The organism is Kribbella hippodromi (assembly GCF_039531045.1).
GTDB lineage: Bacteria > Actinomycetota > Actinomycetes > Propionibacteriales > Kribbellaceae > Kribbella > Kribbella hippodromi.
On record NZ_BAAAPH010000001.1, the window covers coordinates 421,213 to 439,434 of the forward strand.

The 18,222-nt window shown below is 68.5% G+C and carries 14 protein-coding genes; 3 read left to right on the forward strand and 11 right to left on the reverse strand.

The window, feature by feature from the left end; genetic code table 11:
• Positions 1-43: 43 nt before the first annotated feature.
• Positions 44-379: a hypothetical protein gene (locus ABD260_RS02125; protein WP_344231568.1), complete on the reverse strand. Its 336-nt coding sequence runs from the start codon at positions 377-379 to the stop codon at positions 44-46.
• 214 nt (positions 380-593) lie between these two features.
• Between ABD260_RS02125 and ABD260_RS02130 the strand changes: the two genes are divergently transcribed.
• The gene (locus ABD260_RS02130) at positions 594-1,157 is read left to right on the forward strand and encodes a response regulator transcription factor (RefSeq protein ID WP_344231569.1); all 564 of its coding nucleotides are present in this window, start codon (positions 594-596) and stop codon (positions 1,155-1,157) included.
• Here the strand turns inward: ABD260_RS02130 and ABD260_RS02135 are convergent.
• From ABD260_RS02135 to ABD260_RS02175, 9 genes are all read right to left on the reverse strand, one after another.
• The gene (locus ABD260_RS02135) at positions 1,136-2,833 is read right to left on the reverse strand and encodes an ATP-binding cassette domain-containing protein (RefSeq protein ID WP_344231570.1); all 1,698 of its coding nucleotides are present in this window, start codon (positions 2,831-2,833) and stop codon (positions 1,136-1,138) included. The genes ABD260_RS02130 and ABD260_RS02135 overlap by 22 nt on opposite strands.
• Positions 2,830-4,482 carry an ABC transporter ATP-binding protein gene (locus tag ABD260_RS02140; protein WP_344231571.1) on the reverse strand — a complete coding sequence of 551 codons (1,653 nt, stop codon included), beginning with the start codon at positions 4,480-4,482 and terminating at the stop codon, positions 2,830-2,832. Before ABD260_RS02140 ends, ABD260_RS02135 begins: the two co-directional genes overlap by 4 nt.
• Entirely contained in the window at positions 4,479-6,365 is a 1,887-nt protein-coding gene (locus ABD260_RS02145; protein WP_344231572.1) for a prolyl oligopeptidase family serine peptidase, read from the reverse strand. Before ABD260_RS02145 ends, ABD260_RS02140 begins: the two co-directional genes overlap by 4 nt.
• Positions 6,366-6,512: 147 nt before the next feature.
• Positions 6,513-6,650 (reverse strand): SapB/AmfS family lanthipeptide, encoded by a 138-nt coding sequence (locus tag ABD260_RS02150; protein ID WP_184839847.1) that lies wholly within the window; start codon positions 6,648-6,650, stop codon positions 6,513-6,515.
• Positions 6,651-6,653: 3 nt separating this feature from the next.
• Positions 6,654-9,215, reverse strand: coding sequence for a class III lanthionine synthetase LanKC (lanKC, locus tag ABD260_RS02155; RefSeq protein WP_344231573.1), 2,562 nt, complete (start codon positions 9,213-9,215; stop codon positions 6,654-6,656).
• A 232-nt stretch (positions 9,216-9,447) separates the two neighbouring features.
• A complete protein-coding gene (locus tag ABD260_RS02160; RefSeq protein WP_344231574.1) occupies positions 9,448-10,509 on the reverse strand; it encodes an ABC transporter ATP-binding protein in 1,062 nt (353 codons plus the stop codon).
• Positions 10,506-11,312 (reverse strand): molybdate ABC transporter permease subunit, encoded by an 807-nt coding sequence (gene modB, locus ABD260_RS02165; RefSeq protein ID WP_344231575.1) that lies wholly within the window; start codon positions 11,310-11,312, stop codon positions 10,506-10,508. Before modB ends, ABD260_RS02160 begins: the two co-directional genes overlap by 4 nt.
• Positions 11,309-12,115 carry a molybdate ABC transporter substrate-binding protein gene (gene modA, locus ABD260_RS02170; RefSeq protein ID WP_344231576.1) on the reverse strand — a complete coding sequence of 269 codons (807 nt, stop codon included), beginning with the start codon at positions 12,113-12,115 and terminating at the stop codon, positions 11,309-11,311. Before modA ends, modB begins: the two co-directional genes overlap by 4 nt.
• Entirely contained in the window at positions 12,115-12,501 is a 387-nt protein-coding gene (locus ABD260_RS02175) for a TOBE domain-containing protein (RefSeq protein WP_425553274.1), read from the reverse strand. Before ABD260_RS02175 ends, modA begins: the two co-directional genes overlap by 1 nt.
• 108 nt (positions 12,502-12,609) lie before the next feature.
• On the opposite strand from ABD260_RS02175, the gene ABD260_RS02180 reads away from it, so the two are divergent.
• Positions 12,610-14,541 (forward strand): acyl-CoA dehydrogenase family protein, encoded by a 1,932-nt coding sequence (locus ABD260_RS02180; RefSeq protein ID WP_344231578.1) that lies wholly within the window; start codon positions 12,610-12,612, stop codon positions 14,539-14,541.
• Entirely contained in the window at positions 14,534-15,181 is a 648-nt protein-coding gene (locus ABD260_RS02185) for a hypothetical protein (protein ID WP_344231579.1), read from the forward strand. Before ABD260_RS02180 ends, ABD260_RS02185 begins: the two co-directional genes overlap by 8 nt.
• 525 nt (positions 15,182-15,706) lie before the next feature.
• Here the strand turns inward: ABD260_RS02185 and ABD260_RS02190 are convergent.
• Positions 15,707-18,202: a bifunctional FO biosynthesis protein CofGH gene (locus ABD260_RS02190; RefSeq protein ID WP_344231694.1), complete on the reverse strand. Its 2,496-nt coding sequence runs from the start codon at positions 18,200-18,202 to the stop codon at positions 15,707-15,709.
• Positions 18,203-18,222 lie beyond the last annotated feature (20 nt).

Consider the following 18,222-nt stretch of genomic DNA (forward strand, 5'->3'; position numbering starts at 1 on the left):
CCCGTAACAGGGGAGGGGCACTCGGACTTGTCACCGTGTGAGGTCACGGGACTGCGTCCGAATGGTCACGCCCCGGTAACGGCGCGACCTGAGCCATCCTGTGCGAGGTTCGCCGGAAACGCAAGTCCAGATCGGAATCTGCCCCGAACTTTTTCCGGAGTTTGATGTCCGGAAAGCCCTGCGACAGAACGGTTTCCGGGTCTTTTCGATGCCTGAAACCGATCAGTTTATGCAGCTTCTGAAACAGCGTTCCGGGGCCGGTTTCACGCCTCAGATCACGGATCATCGGCCGGGTTCCGTCCAGCTCTGCGAAGCGCACCTGGGCAGCCCACTTGAGCAGGGTCGACTCAACCCCCTCGACGGTGCCGGCGGCAAGCATCGTGACGCTGCCCACATCGGCCGGCGGGACGGCGCCGGGCCTTGCCCGCCGGGCCGGATCGGCAGGTCGGCCGTGTCATTCGGTGGGTTCACTCGTTGATCGAAACACGGGCACCGTCGTCCGGTCAGTGGGTTTCCGCGGCGCGGTGGATGCGGCGACGGTATGTATTGGGGGCAGGGTGATCCGGGTAGCACTCGGGCATCGGGGAGTGCTGGTGCGTGGGGCGCTGGCCACGGTGCTGGCGCGGGAGAACGACCTCGACGTGGTGGCCGAGCTGGACTGCTCGGACGACGTGCTGGCGGTGGCGGGGCGGCGTCCGGATGTGGTCGTGCTCGATCCGCAGCTGCCGGGCCGGATCCGGATCGAAGAACTCTGCCGCAAGCTGTCCGGCCGGGGCGTACTGGTGCTGATCGACCATGAGGCGATCGCGGCGACCAGCCTGGCCCTGGTGAAACAGGCGCCGCGAATCGGGCTGATGGCAACGGATGCGACCACTGACCAACTGGTGCAGGCAGTGCGCGATGTCGCGAAGGGCCTGCCGGTGGTGGACGTACGCCTCGCGGTGGCGGCGCTGAAGGCCGGTGACAACCCACTCACGGATCGCGAGTGCGAGGTGTTGCGTCAGGTCACCACCGGTGCCACCGCCCAGGAAGTTGCCCGGACGCTCAGTCTCAGCGCGGGGACGGTCCGCAACTATCTGTCCCGGATTCTCGCGAAGACCGGTTCGCGGAGCCGGATCGAGGCGATCCGGAAGGCTCAGGACGCGGGCTGGATCTGAACCGTACTGTTACTGCTTGGCGTCCAGTTGCCGTGGAGGTCGCGGTAGAGCGGTGACGTCCGCAGCAGGCCGGCATGCGTACCGAGCGCGGCCTTGTTGCCGTCCAGGACGAGGATCCGGCGCGCGCGCAGTGCCGAGCTGATCCGGTGCGCGATCACGACCAAGGTCCCGTCGCGCTGGGCGAACGCCTCCTCGGCCTGCCGTTCCGCCTCCGGGTCGAGGAAGCAGGTCGCCTCGTCCAGTACGACCAGCGGCGCGGGCGACACGTACGCCCGAACCAACGCGATCAGCTGCTTCTCCCCGGCGGACAGGTCGCCCGGCCGTACGTCGGCGTCCAAGCCGCCGATGCGGTCGATCAAGCGGGTCGCGCCGATCGCGTCCACCGCCTTGTCGAGTTGCCCATCCGTTGCTTCTGGCAACAAGTAGCTCAGGTTGGCGCGGACGGTGCCGGTGAAGACGTACGCCTCCTGGGGGATCAGCACCCGGGTCGCGGCCAGCCGCTGCGTGGTCACCTCGGTCGGTGCCGCGCCGCCGAGCAGCAGCTGCCCGCCGGTCGGGGTGAGCATGCCGCAGATCAGGCCGGCCAATGTCGACTTGCCGATTCCGCTCGGGCCGACGACGGCGAGATGCTCGCCTTCGGGGATTGTCAGTTCGAGTTTGTCCAGCACCGGCTCGGCGTTCGGTCCGTAGGCGAAGGTCAGTTCGTGGACGCCGACCTGGTACCCGGTGAGCTTGTCGATCGGCCGCGGTTGGGCAGCGGCCGGTGAAGTGTCGAGAATCCGGCCGAGCGTGATCACGTACCGCAGGCCGCTGTCGCCCAGGGCGTTCATCACTGTGTTCAAAGCCGGTTGCAGACCGATCAGCACGTACGTGAGGCCGCCGAGCAATGTACCGGTGCTGACGCCACGCCCGACCAGCCACGGACCGGTCGCGAGCAGGATCAGCAACGGCAGCCAGCCGCCGACCGCGAAGCACAACGTCCGGAGCGCGGCGACCTTCGCCAGCGCGCGCTCGGCCGCCGCGTGCGCCTCGATCGGCCGCCCGGCCAGCCATTCGGCGTACTCCTCGCTGCCGGCCGCCGTGATGTCGCGAACCCCGCCGAACACCATCCCGGCCGACGCCGCGAGCTCCTCGTCCGCGGCCAGCGACGCACGCACCCGATCGGCCGCCATCCCCAGCACCGCAAGGGACAGCGCGAACCCGATCAGGAACGGCGGTACGACGAACGCCGCCACGAGCGGAGCCAGCGACAACAACCCGGTCAGCACGCCGAAGAGCGTGACCGCGAAACTCCGCAGGACGAGGACCAGGCCCGCGAACGTGTCCCGGACGATCTCGACCTGACGGTTCAGCCGCGCGACCGAGCCGTCGTCACCGGACCGGAGCGCTCCGCCGACCACGCGTCGGACCAGGTCGTCGCGCAGCGGCTCGACCAGATCGCCGAGTCGCGCGTACACCTGCCGGGCGCCCGCGGAGCCCAAGCCGGCCGTCGCGACCAGCCCGCCGAGCCACGCGATGCCCTGCCAGGTCCTCCCACCGAGAAAGCTGTCAGTCGCCCGCGCCACCGCGATCCCGTAGACCGCGGTAGGCAGGATCTCCGGCACCGACCACGCCACCAGCTTGAGCGTGGCCCGCCTCTTCAGCGCCTGCGTGCCGTACGACAGCTCGCGTCTCATCCGAACACGTCCCGGTACGACGGGTTGTGCCAGAGGTCGGCGTGCGGGGCGATCGCGCGGACTCGGCCCTGGTCGAGCCAGATGACCAGGTCGGCGTGGGCGGCGGTCGCGGGGCGGTGGGTGACGATCAGGCGGGTGCGGTGCTGCCGGTCCTCGGTCAGCGTGCGGCTGATCTGACGTTCGGTCGCGGTGTCGAGACTGGAGGTGGCATCGTCCAGGACGAGCAAGCGACTGGCCGGCCAGGCCCGGGCCAGGCCGAGGCGCTGCCGTTCGCCGCCGGACATCGGTGCCTTGCGCAACGAAGTGAAGTAGCCCTCGGGCAGCCGGCTGACGAAGTCGTGCGCGTGCGTGGCGCGGGCGGCGGCGAGCGTACGGACCGGACTGACCGCGTGCGGATCGATGGCCTCGCCAATGGTTCGGCCGACCAGCTGCGGACGCTCGAAAGCGCACCCGACCGCCTTCCGCAGCACGCGCCGGCTGACTGCCTGGAGCGGTACGCCGTCCAGCGACACCTGTCCGGTCGACGGATCCCGCAACCGTGCGGCCACTGCGGCGAGTACTGACTTGCCGGCGCCACTCGGGCCGACAACGGCGACGGTCAGGCCGCCGGGAAGGTCGAGATTCACGTTGTCCAGCAGGACATTCCCGTCGGCGATCACGCTGACCCGGTCGAACGTCAGCTGTCCCGGCCCGGCCGGCAACGGCAGCGTGCCGTGCGGGACGTGCTCGATCGCGATCACCTCGGCGGATCGCCGTACGCCTGCCTTGGCGCGGGCGAGCTCGCCGAGCACACCGGTCAGGTTGCCGAGCCCCGCGCCAAGGACGGCGTACTGCGAGGCGGCGAACAACTCACCCGCGGTGATCCGGCCGGATACGAGCTGCAGCCCGCCGACGGCCAGAACGGCGACGAGTACGAGAGGACCGACTACCGCGGCCTGCGCGCCGGAGCGGGCCAGGATGCGCCAGGTGACGACGCCATTCCGGTGCAGCTCGGGCAGCAGGCCGAGGATGCGGCTCTCCTCGCGCTCAGCCGTGCCCGCGGCCGTGATGGTGCGGAGGCCGGTGAGTGACTCGGACAGCAGCGCGGCGATCCGGCCCTGCGTCTCCTGGTAGGCCAGGCTCACGTCGGCGGTCCGCTTGGCGAACGTCCACAGCACCAGGACGACGAGCAGCACGCCGCCGAAGAACGCGGCCGCGAGCCATGGGTCGATGAACGCGAGCAGGACCAGACTCCCGACCGGCGGAGCGATCGCGGCAATCGCTGTTACCGCGGCCGGTCCGGCCTGCGCGGCATCTGAGGCGTTGGCGGACACTCGCGTGACCAGGTCGCCGGTCTCCAACTCACGGGCGCCGTCCGGACCACCGCGTACGACGTGCTTGACCAGTCGGCGCCGTAGCCAGGCGGTCGTCTCCGCGACACAGGCGGCCCCGGCGAAGGCGTCCACGATGCTGGCCGCCACTCCCAGCGCGATCAGCGAGGCCGCGACGACCAGCCACCGCGTGTACCCGGAACCGGCCACGATCGAATCCACCGACCGCCCGAGGACCGTCGGCAAGGCGAGCGTCACCCCGCTGCCGATCAGCGCGTTGAGCCCGATCAACGGCAGCCAGCCGCGCCCGTGCTTGGCGACCTCGCCGAAGGTGATCATGTGCTCAAGCCGGTCTGGTCGGCGATGAAGGCCAGCATGTCGGCGGCCAAGTTGATGCCGCCGGTGGTGTGCCCCGCATCCGCCTCATGCCGCAGCAGCACCGGGCGGTGCGACGCGGTTGCGTACTGGAGCGCTGCGCAGAACTTCCTTGCATGCAAGGGGTCCACGCGAGTGTCGTTGCCGAAGCTGGTGAGCAGTACGGCCGGGTACTGCACGCCCGCTGTCACCTGGTGGTACGGCGAGTACGACAGCAGTGCGTTGAAGTCACCCGGGTCCTGCACCGAGCCGTACTCGGCGGTCCAGCGTGCGCCGAGGCCGGACTGTTCGTAGCGAACCATGTCGGTGAGTGGCGCGGAGCAGACGGCTGCTGCGAACAGGTCGGGTCGCTGGGTGAGTGCAGCGGCTACTAGTAGGCCGCCGTTCGACTCACCACACAGAGCTAGCTGATCAGTGCTTGTCCAACCAGCAGCTACTAGATGCTCGGCAGCTTCGATGAAGTCGTCGAAGACCTTCTGCTTGTTGTGGCGCGTGCCGGCCAGGTGCGAGGCGGTACCGCGTTCGCCACCACCACGCACTGCCGCGGTGACGAAAGTGCCACCGGCTTCGACCCAGGCCAGCGCGAATGCCGAGTACGTCGGGGTGAGCGACTGCCCGAAGCCGCCGTACCCGTACAGGATGGTGGGGCGCGGACCGGGCTTGCCGATGATCTGCAGCTCCACACCGGAGCTGGTGGTCAGCTTGTGCGTCTCCACCTGGGCGCGGGCCTCGGACTGGTAGGTCGTCCGGCCAGTACGGGCGTCATAGCGGCAGACCGTTGGCGGCGTGACGCTGTCGGTGTACGTGAACCAGGCCTCGTCGCCGTCCGCGCTCAGTGACCCGACTGACCCGAGACCGGGCAGTTCAAGTACGCCGGTCAGCTGTCCGGTCTCACGGTCGTGCACGGTGATTTCGCTCAGAGTACCTACCAGAACGACGTCGTCCAGAACGGCCAGACCGGTCAACGGTCCGCTCGGCTGGATGTAGTCATGCCACACAGTCGGCTCAGCCGGGTCACCGACGCAGATCCGCCCGGTAGGGGAGTCCTGCGTGGTCACGACGTACAGGCGGCCGTCCGGACCGACCGACATAATCGTGGTGGCTTCCTGCGGTACGTACGCAGGTGGAGCATCCGTAGTCAGGTCAGCGAGCCACAGGTCATTCCCCGTACCGCGTACTGCGGTGATCGTCAGCCAGCGGCCGTCGGCACTGATCTCCAAGCCGTACGTCGCCTCGCTGTCGAGCACGATGCTGTCCTCGCGGACACCGAGCTGGTGGTGGCGTACCTGGCGGTAGCGGACGTAGTAGAAGGACGTCCCGTCCGGAAGCCAGGCGATCGGGGAGTAGCGGCAGCCGTCGATTGGACCGTCGATGGTCAGACCGGTGGCTACATCGAGTACAGAGAGCATCGAGCGCTCGTCACCGCCGCGGGACAGCTGCACCGCGAGCTTGCTGCCGTCCGGGGTGGGCTGCCAGGCGTCCAGCGTGGTCAAACCGGTGGGGTCGAGTTGCTTCGGGTCGAGGAGGGGCGTCTCGTCGACGTACAGCACGGCGTGGTCCTGGTCGGCTGCTCGGCGCAGCGTGAAGCTGCGGCCGCCGCGCCGGACTGGTGCGGAGACACTGCCGACGGCCGACAGGCGGCGGACAGCGTTCTTCCAGCCGAACCGGTTGGTCAGCGTCCCGGCGTACGTGAGCCAGTGGTCGTCCTGGTCCTGCAACCACCGCAGGGTGCCCGCGGCCGTGGGGTCCTCGAGCCGGCGGTACGGGTCCGCGACGGTACGGCCGTGCATCTGCTCCACGAGCGACAGGCGCTCGGCGCATGGATGCGACTGCACGGAATCGATCACCTCACTGCTCCTTCCGTCCACCAGGTCAACGAGCCCGGGGCCGCCGGGCTACAAGAGGGCCGCCCTCAGGAGTTGGGAGACAGGTCGGCCCTGGGTGGGTATGCCGCCCACCCAGGGCCTCACTACCTGGCATAACAGGTGCCGTTGTCAGTGGCAGAGCAGCAGGCTCAGGTTGCTCGGGGTCTGCGAAGCGCAGCCCAGCACGGTCAGCGTGGAGCCGCCGTGGTGGTGGCCGTGGTGGCCGTAACCCGGGGTCTCGAGGCCCTGAAGGTCGAGAAGTGCCATGTTTTACACCTCCTTCGGTGCACGTCGGGATGGATACTCGGACCACTGGGGAGGTCCGAGGAACGGGAGGGTCACCGGCGCGTCGTGCAGCGCCGTACCCAGGGCCAGCAGGACGCCGGCCGATCCGGTCGACAGGTCCATCGACAACCGCAGCAGCTGGTTGCCGGGGTACGCGAGGCCGCCTTCGAAGGGCATCGCATGCCAGCCGAGGCCGTGGACCAGGTCGTCGACCGTGGCCTGGTCCTCGCCGAGAGCGGCGGCGGTGAGGAGCAGACCGGCGCGGCCCATGAACAGACCAGGCTGGACGTAGAAGGAGCAGTGCGTGACCCGCTGCAGCTCGCGCAGCGTCACGGCGAGCTCGTCGGACGGCCGGTGGCGCAGGTAGCGCGCCAGTACGAGTGCGACCCCGGCGGAGCCTTCTTCGAGGTACGGCAGGGTGCGCCAGCCTTGATTGACCTGGCGCATGCCGTCCTCGGTCAGTACGGTCCGCTTCAGGTCCTGCCGGATGGCGATCTCCGCGAGGTCGAGGAGGCCGGTGTCACCGAGCAGCTCGTACGCGTTCAGGAAGAGCAGTGCGGGGCCCGACGATCCGTACATCAGACCGGCGCGTGCGTACTGACCGCCGCTGATCTCCGGTACGTCGGTGCCGAGCCGGTCAGCTACCAGGTCGAGCACGCGGACTGCCTTCGCGCGCAGCGCCGGCTCGGTGTCGAAGTGCAGCAGGCTCAGCCCGATACCGGCCAGGCCGGAGTGCATGCCGAGCTCGCGGAAGCTCCAGTCGTCGGCGAGAGTGCGGTCGACCAGGTCCAGTGCGTCCTGGTGGTGGCCGAGCTCGTCCAGTACGTGCGCGACGCCGTGCAGCCCGTCGTACAAGCCGGGGCCGGTCTCCGTACTGATGGCGCGCTTGCGGAGCCAGTCGTCGTACTCCGGGAAGCGTCCGGCGCCGGTCTTCGCCAGGGCGTACAGGACGCCGGCTGCGCCGGTGGCGAGGTCGATGCCGCCGCCGTCGCGGAACTGTGCGATGTCGCCGGGGAAGAGCCGGTCGGTACGCTCCGGTGTCGCGCTGGCGACGATCGACTTGGTCAATGCGGCGCGTACATCGGTCCACTCGGCTTGGCCCGGTAGTGCGAGGTCTGCGAGGTCGTTTTTCGTATTCGATCCGACGATGGTCCGTACGGCCTCGTCGAGCGCGGCGCGCGGTACGGGGAAGGTACTGGCGATCATGTCCGCGAGCTGGAACGCCTTGCCCGGATGGAGATTCAGCAAGATCGTTGCCTGCGGTGCGTACACACCGAGCGCGATGCAGGCCAGTGCGTACCGGTCGACGTCGATGCCCTGCCGGTCCTGCGGCGCCGCGTACCCGGGGTGGGCCAGCGTGGAACGGGCCTGGTCCTCCGCCTTGGTCGCGACCTCGAAGTCGATCAGCGTGAGCTTGCCGTTCACGTCCAGCAGCAGGTTGTCCGGGTGCAGGTCGCAGAAGACCACGCCCCGCTCGTGCAGCTGCCCGACGGCCTCGCCGACCTTCGTCACCATCGCGGTCGCCCACTCGGCGTACGCCGCCTTGTCCGCGTCGGTCGCGTCCGGGTGGGTCAGCGGGTAGCGCCGGACCAGCTCGCGCTGCAGGGACACCGAGTCGATGTGTTCCTGGACCAGGAAGTGGTGATCGCCGAGCTGCAGATAGTCGTGCGTCCGCGGTACGGCGTCGAGGCCGGTGAGCTGCTCGAGGATGTCGCGTTCGTGCGCGATCCGGGCGACGGCGTCCCGGCCGGCCATGTCCAGGCCCGCGTGCGGGCGGCCTTCCTTGAGCACGACGCGCTCGCCGGACTCGTTGTGGTGGCCGAGGTAGACGCCGCCGCCGTTGGAGAACTGGATGACGCCGTCGATCGTGTACGCGAGGTCGTTGGTGGTGACCGCGTTCCGGGCGTCGAGGTGCGGCTGCAGGAAGTCCGGCAGCTGCACCCACGGCGGCGTGACGAACGTCGGGCCGCGATGATCCGGAACCAGGTTGCCGCGGTCGTCCGCGATCGCGAGCACGCGCTCGCCGGTCGGAGAGAGGCAGTAGCGGCTGACGAACGCGCCGTACCGGACGAAGAGCGGACCGTCCGCGTAGCGCAGATCGCTCAGGATATAAGGGCCTTCGACGCCGTGCAGTACCTCGTCGAGCTCCTTGAGGACGAGCTCCAGCTGGGCCTCGTCGGTCGGGTAGATGGTCACCAGCTTGCCGCTCGACCCGCGGGGAGCGGCCTTGGAGTTGACCATCAGCAGAACGGCTTCGTTGCGCAGGAACTTGAACGCGATGCCGCGCGGGACGCAGTACGCCCAGACTGCATCCAGGGTTCGCTCGACGTCCTGCAAGCGCGCCGACACGTGGATCTTCCAGCCCTGCTCGGGCAGCCGGAGTCCGGTCGGCGCGTAGTGCATCCACTGCTCGCCTGGCACGTGCTGCCAGCCGTCCGGCAACTCGCGCTTGGTGATCGCGAAGTCCGGGTGCTCGGCACCACGGTTCGCCGGCGTCTCGTAGAACCGCCGGTCCGCTAGGCAGTAGAACTCGTAACTCTCGTGCATGACTGTCCGACCCCCCTTTCGTGGTGCCCCGCCACATCTTGGGCGCCCGGCCGGGGGTCGGCGTAGTGCACGATGTCATCACTCTGATGTGAAGAATGCACACACTACGAGTGAGTATCTAAACACTCTTCGTTACCTCATCGCGCGCCCTGAGCGTGGAACGGCCCGTAACAAGATGTCAATCCGCGACAACCGCATCACGGGGCGTAACTTCGCCCCGGATGAGTCGTGGTCACACCGGGTAGGTGTGGACCTCGGTCGCCTTCAGGGTCGCGTGCAGGGGCTGGCCGGGGGTCAGGTGCAGCTCGGCGACGGCCGCGGTGGTGATGTCGGCGAGCAGGTCCTTCGGGCCGGCGGGTGAGGCGTCGAGGCGTACGCGGACGGTGTGGGCGTGCTGTTCGATACCGGTGACCACTGCGGGCCAGGTGTTGCGCGGACTGCCGGAAGGCGGTTCTGGGTAGAGGCTGACCGCAGTAGGTGGGAAAGCGACGTGTACTGGGCCGGTGGCGGGCTCAGCGAGGGTGATGCTGCCGCCGTCGGTCAGTGCGACTGTGGTGCTGGTTGCAGTGCCCCGGTAGAGGTTGAGGCCTACAAGCTGGGCTACGTAGTCGGTGCGCGGGCGATGCGCTACTTCGGTCGGTTTGCCTTCCTGTACTACCTGGCCGTTCTCGATGATGATCAGCCGATCTGCCAGCACCATGGCGTCCAGCGGGTCGTGGGTGACCAACAGAGTACGGCCGTCGAACCGGCGCAGGTGCTGGCCAAGCTCGGCCCGTACGTGCAGGGTGGTGCTGGCGTCTAGGGCTGCTAGTGGTTCGTCTAGCAGGAGCAGCTCTGGCTCGGTGGCCAGTGCGCGGGCCAGTGCGACGCGCTGCGCCTGGCCGCCGGACAAAGCACGTGGGCGCGTACGGGCGTACGCCTCCAGGCCGACTGTCTTCAGCCAGCGGGCTGCTGTTGTCCTGGCACTGGCTTTGTCCACTCCGCGGGCGCGCAGGCCGAAGGCCACGTTCTCCAGGCAGCTGAGGTGGTTGAAGAGCAGGTAGTCCTGGAAGACGACACCTATGGGGCGGCGGTCCGGCGTACGGAATGTGCGGGGTGGTTCGTCCCAGACCGTGGAGTCGAGGACGATGCGCCCGCCGTTCAGGGCGAGCAGGCCGGCGATGGAGCGAAGCGCAGTGGTCTTGCCGGCGCCGTTGGGGCCGAGGAGCGCCACGACCTCACCTGGTTCCACGGTCAGGTCGACGGACAGTTCGAAAGGGCCCCGGGTGACTTGGAGGTTGGCGGACAAGGTCATTGCAGTCCGCCCAACCAGCGCTCGCGTAGGGAGGCCAGGACGACTACTGACACCAGTAGGAGCACCAGACTGAGTACAACCGCTACATCGGGGTCTGTTTCCAGTGCGAGGTAGACGGCGAGGGGCATGGTCGTCGTACGCCCCGGGAAGTTGCCGGCGAAGGTGATGGTTGCGCCGAACTCACCTAGTGCGCGGGCCCAGCACAGTACGGTCCCCGCGATGATGCCGGGAGCGATCGACGGCAGTGTCACGCGCCGGAAGGTCATCCATCGACTTGCACCGAGCGTGGCGGCCGCTTCTTCGTAGCGGGGGTCGGCGGCCCGCAGGGCGCCTTCGACTGAGATCACCAGGAACGGCATGGCTACAAAGGCTTCTGCCACGATCACACCGGCGGTGGTGAACGGTAGCGAGATCCCGAACCAGGCATCCAGGTACTGGCCGACCAGACCGCGCCGCCCGAGCACGAGCAGTAGTGCAACGCCTCCCACAACCGGCGGGAGCACTAGTGGGACAGTGACGAACGCTCTAATCACGCTCCGGCCAGGCAACCCGCCTCTCGCGAGCAACCACGCCAGGGGTACGCCCAGGACTAGGCAAACCGCGGTAGCGCTGGTGGCGCAGATCAGTGACAGCTTCAGTGCCTGCCACACGTCCGCACTGAACAGGCGGTCCGGCAGCGTCGACCAAGGTGCTTTGGCCAGCAGGCCGACAAGTGGGACCAGCAGGAACGCCAGACCGATCAGTGCAGGCAGCAGGAGTACGAGGGGCAGCCGCCCAGTTGTACTCCTGCCACGGCGACTCACGGTGCGGAGAAGCCGGCCGCGGTCAGTACTGCCTTGCCCTTGTCGGACAGGACGAAGTCGACGAACGCCTTCGCGCCATCAGGGTTCGGCGCCTTGGACAGCGTGGCGATCGGGTACTCGTTGACGGCCTTGCTCGACTCGGGGAACTCGATGCCGTCGACCTTGCCCTTCGCGGACAGCACGTCCGTCTTGTAGACCAGCGCCGCATCCACCTCGCCGAGGCTGACCTTGGTCAGTGCCGCCTTCACGTCCTGCTCCAGGCTGTCCGGCTGCGGCGTGATCCCGGCCGCCGTGAACACCTTGTCGGCCGCCGCGCCGCACGGCACCTGCGGTGCGCAGAGCGCGATCTTCTTGGCCTTGTCGGCGAAGTCCTTCAGGCCGGTGATCTTGCCCGGGTTGCCCTTGGGTACGGCGATCTCGAGGGTGTTCTTGACGAAGTTCGTCGGGGTGCCCTTGTCCGTCACCTGGTCCATGTTCTTCGGTGCCGCGGAGGCGAAGACATCGGCCGGCGCGCCCTGGTTGAGCTGCTGCGCGAGCGCCGAGCTGCCGCCGAAGTTGAACGTCACCTTGACGCCCGGGTGCGCGGCCTCGAAGTCCTTGCCGAGCTGGGTGAAGGTGCCGGTCAGCGAGGCGGCGGCGAAGACGTTGATCGTCCCGGACACGGCCGGCGTGCCGCTGCTGCTCGTGCTGCCCGATTGTGACGACGAACCGACCGGCGCCTTGTCGGCGGAGTTGTCCCCACAGCCGGCCAGGGCGAGCGTGGCGACCGTGGCCAGAGCGGCGAGGGCAGCGCGGCGGAACATCAGGCCTCCGGGATTTCGACGACGACATGGGTGGACTTGATCGAGGCGACGGCCACCACGCCGGGCTCCAGCCCGAGCTCGTCGGCGGCCTCACGGCTCATCAGCGAGACGACGCGGAACGGCCCGGCCTGCATCTCGACCTGGGCCATCACGCCGTCCTTCAGGACGCGGGTGACGATCCCGCGCATCCGGTTCCGGGCCGAGGCGGCCGCGGTGGCGCCCGGCTCCGGCGTCTCGGCCAGCTGCTGGGCGAACGCGGCCAGCGCCTGCCCCTCGACGGCCATCCGCCCGTTCTCCTGTGTCGACGGCAGCCGGCCCTGGTCGATCCAGCGACGCACCGTGTCGTCGCTGACTCCGAGCAGCGCGGCTGCTTCGCTCACCCGCAAATTCGGCACGGTAGACAGCATACTTCCGCAACTGCGGGTTGATACCAGGTTTTCCACAGTCACCGGATGGTGACGGAAAGTGGCTGCGATTCCTCGTAGGTTAAAGGCATGAGGACATCGGGGATGCGGGACTACCTGGACGGGCCGTACAAAGCGGCCCGGGACGTGGCGCGGGCCGAGCTGGCCGCGCACGCCGAGTTTGCCGGCCTGGCCGAGCGCCTGCCGCGGGACGAGTACCGCGACAAGGTGCTCGAGCTGCTGCTGGTCGCGGCCGCGGACGGGCTGCCCGCCCGCGGGTATCCGAAGGAGTACGGCGGGGCCGACGACCTGGGCGGGTTCATCGCCGGCTTCGAGACGCTGGCATTCGGCGACCTGTCGCTGATGGTCAAGGCCGGGGTGCAGTTCGGCCTGTTCGCCGGCGCGATCCTGCACCTCGGCACCGAGCGGCACCACAAGCGGTATCTGGCGGATGCGGTCAGTGGCCGGCTGCTCGGGTGCTTCGCGATGACCGAGACCGGCCACGGGTCGAACGTGCAGGCGCTCGGCACGACGGCGACGTACGACCCGGCGACGGACGAGTTCGTGGTGCACACGCCGACGCCGGCCGCGCGGAAGGACTACATCGGCAACGCGGCGCGGCACGGGCGGATGGCGGCGGTGTTCGCGCAGTTGGTTGTCGGTGCGGAGAGTCCGGAGAGGCATGGCGTGCACTGCCTGCTGGTGCCGATCCGGGATGAGGACGGTGCCGCGTTGCCCGGCGTGACGCTGACCGACTGCGGGCCGAAGCTGGGGCTGAACGGGGTGGACAACGGGCGGATCGTGTTCGACCAGGTCCGGGTGCCGCGGGACGCGCTGCTGGACAGGTATGCCCAGGTCGATGCTGACGGCAACTATCACAGCTCGATCGAGAATCCGGACCGGCGCTTCTTCACCATGCTCGGGACCTTGGTGCAGGGGCGGGTGTCGGTCGGCGGGGCGGCGATCAACGCGAGCAAGGTGGCGCTGACGATCGCGATCAGGTATGCGGCGCAGCGGCGGCAGTTCGGTGCGCCGGGGAGTGCGGAGGAGGCGTTGCTGCTCGACTACCGGATGCATCAACGCCGGCTGCTGCCGCTGCTCGCCCGGACGTATGCGCTGCATTTCGCGCAGGCCGAGCTGGTCGACGAGTTCGTCCGGGTGTTCAACGACGACCGGGATGAGCACGATCGGCGGGCGTTGGAGGCGCAGGCGGCCGGGACCAAGGCGCTGGGGACCTGGCATGCGACCGAGACGATCCAGGTGTGCCGGGAGGCGTGCGGCGGCGCCGGATACCTGGCGGAGAACCGGCTGGCCACGCTGAAGGCCGACACCGACGTGTTCACCACCTTCGAGGGCGACAACACTGTCCTGTTACAGCTGGTGGCGAAGGGATTGCTGACCGACTACCGCAGGTCGTTCGGCGAGCTGGACCCGTTGGGCACGGCACGGTTCGTCGCGGCGCAGGCGGTCGAGATCGCGGTCGAGAAGGCGGCGCTGCGGCCACTGATCGAGCGGCTGCGCGATGTCGTACCGAACCGGAGCGACACGTCGGACCCGGACGCCGGCCTGCGTGACGACGCGTACCACTCGGGTCTGCTGCGGTACCGGGAGGAGCACATGCTGTCCGGGGTGGCGCGGCGGCTGAAGGCCGGGATCGACGCCGGGGACGATCCGTTCGACGTGTTCAACCGGTGCCAGGACCATGTCATCGCGGCCGGGCGCGCGCATGTCGATCGGGTCGTGCTGGAAGCCTTCCAGTCCGCGGTGCGAGACGCTCCGGAGGAGGTGCAACCGTCGCTGCACGATCTGTACGACCTGCACGCGCTGACGACGATCGAAGCGGAGCGGGCCTGGTACCTCGAGCACGGGCGGCTGTCACCAGGGCGTTCGAAGGCGATCACCGCGCTGGTGAACGAGTTGTGCGCGATCGTCCGGCCGGTGGCAGTGGACCTCGTCGACGCGTTCGGCGTACCGGGCTCGGCGGTCGACGTACCCATGGTTGTACCGTCACAGCATGAGTGAGCCGATCGAACCCGCGTCGGCCGCCGAGGCCGCCCGCGAACTCGCCCGGGTGCTGCTGGAGCAGGCCGACGCTCTGGACCTGCACGACCTGCGGGCCACCGGCGCGATCGAGAACGTCCGGGTCCAGGCCCGGGCGCTCGCGGACGCCGTACACGAGCGCGGGTGGGGTGACATCTTCCTCGGGATCGACTCGTACGACCCGGACGAGCTGGACGACCTGCCGCTCGGCCCGGACGACTTCGACGACCCCGCCGACTACCGCGAGATCGTCGAGGGCGGCGCCCTCAACGACCTGGACGATCTGGAGGAGCTCGAAGGGCCGCTGCTCCCGGAGAACGGGCTCCGGCTCAGCTACCAAGCGCGGTACGACTACGTGGTCACCGACCCGGACGCCTTCGTCCGGTACGTCCGCGACCGCGCCGAGAAGGCCCAGGACGAGGCGCTGACCGACGAGGCGATCGACGACATCGAGGACGCGCAGTCCGCGTTCGAGCTGCTCTGCTACCTGGACGGGCTGGGCTCCAAGGAGTACGAGCCGTACGGGCTGATCCCGGGTGGGGGCGAGGAGTCGCACAAGATCGTCGAGTTCTCGCTCTGGGACCTGGACCCGACCCGCCGCGACGACACCTACCCGTACTGAACTCCTACCCGTACTGACCTCTGAAAGCGAGGAGCCTTCCTCGGTGTACCGGTCCCCAGTCGCACCGGTACAGGAAGGAAGGCTCCAGAACGAGAAACGCCGGCCGTGCCGGGCGCCGGTCACCACCTCACTGGCGACCGATGCCCAGCCGGCACGGCCGGCGTCCTGCTGTTTGCCCCGAGAGGGCAAGTGGCCCGAAGGAGGGTGGCCCGGGACACTCATTCCGCGGCCGGCAGGGGAGGTACAGTCCGGTCCCGGACGGGAGTGCAGCGGGGGCCACCTGGACCCGGTTGCCGGCGACCCGTCCGCCGCCGACACCAGAACCGTGCCACGGGCGGCAGCTCCCCGGGAATCCTCCCGATCAAACATTTGCATTGCCTTTGAAGTAGGCAACTCTGTGTACAGATCGCTTCACGTTCCGTAGATATGTTGCCTGCCGCAACAACTATCTGCCCGGACTGGTTGAGCGCCTGACGTCACCAATCGTCAGGCGCTCAACAAAAACAGGGGGTCAGCGGCGGCTGGTCAGGCGAGTTCCAGTGACGGGCGGGCCGGTACTTCGCCGTACGTCGTGGTGCGCTGGCGGGCCGGGCGGCCGGCCGCGGTGGCCATCGCGGTGAGTTCGCCGATGGACTTGCGGCTGCCGTGCTTGGAGCCCGCCATCCGGCTGATCGTCTCCTCCATCAGCGTGCCTCCGATGTCGTTCACGCCACCGTTGAGGACGTCCACGCACCCGTCGACGCCGAGCTTCACCCACGAGCACTGGATGTTGTCGATCCTTCCGTGCAGCATGATCCGCGCCATCGCGTGCACGGCCCGGTTCTCGTCGTACGTCGGGCCGGGGCGGGCCACGCCGGCCAGGTAGATCGGCGAGTTCTGGTGGATGAACGGCAGCAGCACGAACTCGGTGAACCCGCCGGTGCGGTCCTGGATCGCCGCGATCGTCCGCAGGTGCTGGACCCAGTGGTGCGGTGCGTCGACATGCCCGTACATCATCGTCGAGCTGGACGGCAGGCCGACCTTGTGCGCGGTGCTGATCACCTCGATCCAGCTTGCCGTCGGCAACTTTCCCTTGGTCAGGATCCAGCGGATGTCGTCGTCGAGGATCTCGGCGGCGGTGCCGGGGACGCTGTCCAGACCGGCTTCCTTGACCGAGATCAGGAACTCCTCGATCGACAGTCCGGTACGCACCGAGCCGTTCACGATCTCCATCGGGGAGTACGCGTGGACGTGCATCTGCGGGACCCGGTCCTTGACAGCGCGGACCAGGTCGGCGTACGCGGTGCCTGGGAGGTCGGGGTGGATGCCGCCCTGCATGCAGACCTCAGTCGCGCCGATCACCCAGGCTTCCTCGGCGCGCTGCCCGACATCGTCCATCGAGAGCGAGTACGCGTCCGCGTCCGTGCGCCGCTGGGCGAACGCGCAGAACCGGCAGCCGGTGTAGCAGACATTCGTGAAGTTGATGTTCCGGTTCACCACATACGTGACGTCATCACCAACAGTCTGCTTCCGCAGCTCATCAGCAATCCGAGCCAACTCATCGAGCGCCGGGCCCGTAGCAGTCATCAAAGTCAAAGCCTGCTGATCAGAAAGCCCCGCCGGATCCCGCTCAGCAGCAGCCAACGCAGCCTTCACCTCACTATCAATTCGTTCAGGTGACGTGGAGGCGGCGCGGCGGGCGGCTACGTCTTCTCGGATGACGTCCCAGTTACCGTAGGCTGCGTCGAAGTCGGAGCGGGTTTCGGTGCGGCGGCCCTCGGTGTCGATGGCGGTGTGCAGGTCGGTGCGGCCGACGCTGTCCCAGCCGCCGTCCGGCTCCTGCCAGGGCAGGCCGGCCGGCAACGCGCTCTCGTTCGCCAGGCCGGTCGCCGGATCAACCAGCGCCTCCACGTGCGAAATCAACCGTGGATCAAGCCACGGCTCCCGCAGGTACTCAGGATGCGCCGTCAACCGTTCGCGCAACACGAACCCAGCGTCGGCCGTCACCTTCGCCAGGTCGTCGATCTGCGGCCACGGCCGCTCCGGGTTCACATGATCGGGCGTCAGCGGCGAAACCCCACCGAAGTCGTCCACCCCCGCGTCCAGCAACGCCCGGCACTCGGCCAGATCGACCAGGTTCGGCGGCGCCTGCACCCGTACCCGCGGACCGAGTACGACCCGGGTGACCGCGATCGCGGCCAGCCACTCGTCCAGCGGTACGTCGGCGTCGTTCCGCATCGCGGTGTCCGGCTTCACCCGGAACCCCTGAATGATGACTTCCTGAATCCCGTTGTACTGCCGCGCGATCTTCCGCAGCGCGAAGATCGAGTCCGCCCGCTCGGTCAGGTTCTCGCCGATCCCGATCAGCAATCCAGTCGTGAACGGTACGTTCGACCGGCCGGCGTCCTCCAGCACCCGCAGCCGTACCGCGGGGTCCTTGTCCGGCGACCCGAAGTGCGGCTGGCCCTTCTCCTCGAACAGCCGCCGGGACGTGGTCTCGAGCATCATCCCCATGCTCGGCGCGACCGGTTTCAACCGCTGCAGGTCCTGCCAGGACATGACGCCCGGGTTCAGGTGCGGCAGCAGCCCGGTCTCTTCGAGCACCCGGATCGCCATCGCGCGTACGTAGTCGAGCGTGCTGTCGTACCCGGCCTCGTCCAGCCACTGCCGCGCCGCGTCCCACCGCTCTTCCGGCGCATCGCCGAGCGTGAACAGCGCCTCCTTGCAGCCCAGTGCCGCACCTTGGCGGGCGATCTCCAGCACCTCGTCCGGCGACAGGTACGGCGCGTGGACGCGGCCGGGCGTGGTCGCGAACGTGCAGTAGTGACACCGATCGCGGCAAAGCCGGGTCAGCGGGATGAAGACCTTCTTCGAGTACGTGACGATGCCCGGCCGCCCGGCGTCGGCCAGGCCCTGGTCGCGGACCCGCGCGGCGGTCGCCATCAGGGTGGTCAGCGCCTCACTGCTCGCGCCGAGCAGGACCTCCACCTCCACCGGGTCGAGGGTCTTGCCGTCGCCGGCGCGCTTCAGGGCGCGGCGCATCGCGGTACCGAGTTCAGAGT

Excerpts from the sequence above, each read along its gene's own strand:
- ABD260_RS02125 (WP_344231568.1), bottom strand. The coding sequence starts at position 379 with ATGCTTGCCGCCGGCACCGTCGAGGGGGTTGAGTCGACCCTGCTCAAG.
- ABD260_RS02135 (WP_344231570.1), bottom strand. The coding sequence starts at position 2,833 with ATGAGACGCGAGCTGTCGTACGGCACGCAGGCGCTGAAGAGGCGGGCC.
- ABD260_RS02140 (WP_344231571.1), bottom strand. The coding sequence starts at position 4,482 with ATGATCACCTTCGGCGAGGTCGCCAAGCACGGGCGCGGCTGGCTGCCG.
- ABD260_RS02150 (WP_184839847.1), bottom strand. The coding sequence starts at position 6,650 with ATGGCACTTCTCGACCTTCAGGGCCTCGAGACCCCGGGTTACGGCCAC.
- lanKC (WP_344231573.1), bottom strand. The coding sequence starts at position 9,215 with ATGCACGAGAGTTACGAGTTCTACTGCCTAGCGGACCGGCGGTTCTAC.
- ABD260_RS02160 (WP_344231574.1), bottom strand. The coding sequence starts at position 10,509 with ATGACCTTGTCCGCCAACCTCCAAGTCACCCGGGGCCCTTTCGAACTG.
- modA (WP_344231576.1), bottom strand. The coding sequence starts at position 12,115 with ATGTTCCGCCGCGCTGCCCTCGCCGCTCTGGCCACGGTCGCCACGCTC.
- ABD260_RS02180 (WP_344231578.1), top strand. The coding sequence starts at position 12,610 with ATGAGGACATCGGGGATGCGGGACTACCTGGACGGGCCGTACAAAGCG.
- ABD260_RS02185 (WP_344231579.1), top strand. The coding sequence starts at position 14,534 with ATGAGTGAGCCGATCGAACCCGCGTCGGCCGCCGAGGCCGCCCGCGAA.
- ABD260_RS02190 (WP_344231694.1), bottom strand. The coding sequence starts at position 18,202 with ATGCGCCGCGCCCTGAAGCGCGCCGGCGACGGCAAGACCCTCGACCCG.